The sequence below is a fragment of the Frankia sp. CcCS3 genome, assembly GCF_977927575.1.
The window spans coordinates 4,976-7,395 of the sequence record NZ_CDWRCL010000218.1 but is presented as its reverse complement, the minus strand read 5'-3'; the positions used below and the strand labels follow the sequence as shown (position 1 = coordinate 7,395).

At 70.9% G+C, this 2,420-nt stretch carries 4 protein-coding genes; 3 read left to right on the top strand and 1 reads right to left on the bottom strand.

Annotated elements, in window-relative coordinates:
• The first annotated feature begins 139 nt into the window (after positions 1-139).
• The 3 genes from AC08OQ_RS16215 (at position 140) to AC08OQ_RS16205 (ending at position 2,015) form a co-directional block, all read left to right on the top strand.
• Positions 140-436 (top strand): hypothetical protein, encoded by a 297-nt coding sequence (locus AC08OQ_RS16215; protein WP_476601806.1) that lies wholly within the window; start codon positions 140-142, stop codon positions 434-436.
• Between the two features lie 21 nt (positions 437-457).
• Entirely contained in the window at positions 458-1,306 is an 849-nt protein-coding gene (locus tag AC08OQ_RS16210; protein ID WP_476601807.1) for an acyltransferase family protein, read from the top strand.
• Positions 1,307-1,373: 67 nt separating this feature from the next.
• Positions 1,374-2,015 carry a TetR/AcrR family transcriptional regulator gene (locus AC08OQ_RS16205; protein WP_476605601.1) on the top strand — a complete coding sequence of 214 codons (642 nt, stop codon included), beginning with the start codon at positions 1,374-1,376 and terminating at the stop codon, positions 2,013-2,015.
• Between the two features lie 44 nt (positions 2,016-2,059).
• Here the strand turns inward: AC08OQ_RS16205 and AC08OQ_RS16200 are convergent.
• On the bottom strand, positions 2,060-2,420 hold a 361-nt coding region (locus AC08OQ_RS16200; protein WP_476612165.1), incomplete at its 5' end, for an acyl-CoA dehydrogenase family protein.

Below are 2,420 nucleotides of genomic sequence, written 5' to 3'. Positions count from 1 at the left end.
AGACCGCTGGTCCGGCTGCCCGACAAGGTCTGCTGTCATGGGGTGAGCGTGCGGCCCGCCGGGTCCGTCCCGGCGATCGCCGGGGCGCCGCGTCTGGCAGCCTGGCGGTGTGTGGTCACCATGGGGCGGGCTGCGCTCCATGGGCCGACTCATCGAGTCCACCCCGCCGTCCCGGGCGCGCGACGTCGACTTCCTGCGCCTGGCGAGCGTCTGTGTCGTGGTGCTGTGGCACTGGGCCCTGTCCATCGACCACTTTCGCGGGGGCGTTCTCGTGATGCCCAATCCGATCGCGCGGATACCGTTCGCCTGGCTCGCGACCTGGCTGCTCCAGGTGATGCCGGTGTTCTTCGTCATCGGTGGCTTCGCCCACCTGGCGGCCTGGGACGCGGCCGGTCGCGCCCCCGGGTCTCCGCGCGGTGATCCCGCGCTTCCCTGAGGCCCGCGGGCGCGGCGCTTCCTGCGGGGGCGGCTGCGCCGCCTGCTGCCCCCGATGGCGGTATTCGCCGTTATCTGGGCGGCGGTCGACGCCGTCCTGCTGCTCGCGGTCCCCGACTACCCGGGTCTGCTGCGCTATGGACGGGCCGTGCTGGTGCCGCTGTGGTTTCTCGCGGCGTACCTGGGGGTCATCCTGGCCGTGCCGGTGACCGCGGCGGTCCATCGGCGGTTCGGCTGCCGGTTCATCCTGCTGCTGGGCGCGGCCGTGGCGTTCGTCGACCTGGCGCGGTTCGGCACCGGCAGCACGGTGTTCGGCTATGTCAACACCGGTCTCGTCTGGGTGTTCGCCCACCAGCTCGGGTATTTCTGGCGGGACGGCGCCCTGCGCGGGCCGCGGCGGGCGCTGCTGACGGCGCTCTGCGGGCTGGCGGGTCTGGCCCTGGTGACGACGCTCGACGAGTATCCGCGATCGATGGTCGCCACCGAGGGAACCAGGCTCAGCAACATGTTCCCGACAACCGCTGCGATCGCCGTGCTCGCCGTCTTCCAGCTCGGTCTGATACTGCTCGCCGTACCCGCCCTGAACCGAATGCTGGCCCGGCGCCGGCCGTGGGCGGCGGTCGTCACGGGCAACGCCGTAATCATGACCGTGTTCCTGTGGCACATGACGGCCCTGCTGCTCGCGATGGTCACGATGCGGGCGGTCGGGCTGCCGATGCCCGAAGAACCGACCGCGGCCTGGTGGGCCGGGCGGCCGCTGTGGGTGATCCTGCCCGCACTCTTCCTGGTGCCGTTGATCGTCCTGTTCGGACCGGTGGAGCGCCGGGCCGCGGCCCCGCGTGAACCGGCACGGGCCGGGCCGGACGACTAAGAACCTGAGTTAGCCAGTATTAACCAGGCGGGCACCGGCTGTCCCGGAAGGCGGTAATGTGCCGACCGTGTCCTTCAGCCTCGAAGAACCGCCGCCAGCAGGATCGCGCCGGGAGCGCATCCTCGCCGCCGCGGCCCGGCTGATGGCCGAGCGCGGGTACCACGGGGTGAGCATCAACGACATTGGCCGGGCCGCGGGCGTCTCCGGGCCGGCGTTGTACAAGCATTTCCCGAGTAAGCAGGCGATCCTCGGCGAACTGCTGATCGGCATTAGTGAACGCCTGCTCACCGAGGGCACCCGTCGCGCGGCCGCGGTGCCCAGTCCGGACGGCACCCCCAGTCCGGACGCCACGCTGGACGCGCTCGTGCGCTGGCACGTCTCCTTCGCTCTCGACTCACCCGAACTGATCCGCGTTCAGGATCGCGACCTGAGCAGCCTGAACCCGGCCGACGCGCACACCGTGCGCCGGCTGCGACGCGGCTACGTCGAGCTCTGGGCCGCCCAGCTGCGCGCCCGCAGCCCCGAACTCGCCGAGGGCACCGCCCGCGCCGCCGTCCACGCCACCTTCGGCCTGCTGAACTCCACCCCCTACAGCGCGGTGACGATGAGCCGGCCGCAGCTGGCGGACCTGCTGCACCAGCTCGGCCTGGCCGCCCTGCTCGCCGCGGGAACGCGGCACCCGGCACCCGGGCCGGCCACCAGCCACTGATGATCTTTCGCGGAGTGCCGGCAGTGTTCTGGCGAGCCTCGCCACTACAGACCCAGTTCGCGCGCGATCAGCATCTTCTGGACCTCGCTGGTGCCCTCGCCGATCTCCAGGATCTTGGCGTCCCGCCAGTGCCGGGCGACCGGGTATTCGTTCATGAACCCGTAGCCGCCGTGGATCTGCGTGGCCTCGCGGGCATTCGTCACCGCCGCCTCCGAGGAGAACAGCTTCGCCATCGCCGCCTCCTTCTTGACGGGCAGGCCGGCGAGCATCCGGGAAGCCGCGTCGTAGTAGGCGGCACGGGCCACGTACGTCCGCACCTCCATCTCGGCAATCTTGAAGGCGATTGCCTGGTTGCGGCCGATCGGCGCGCCGAATGCCTCCCGCTGCTTCGGAGTCGAAATGAAA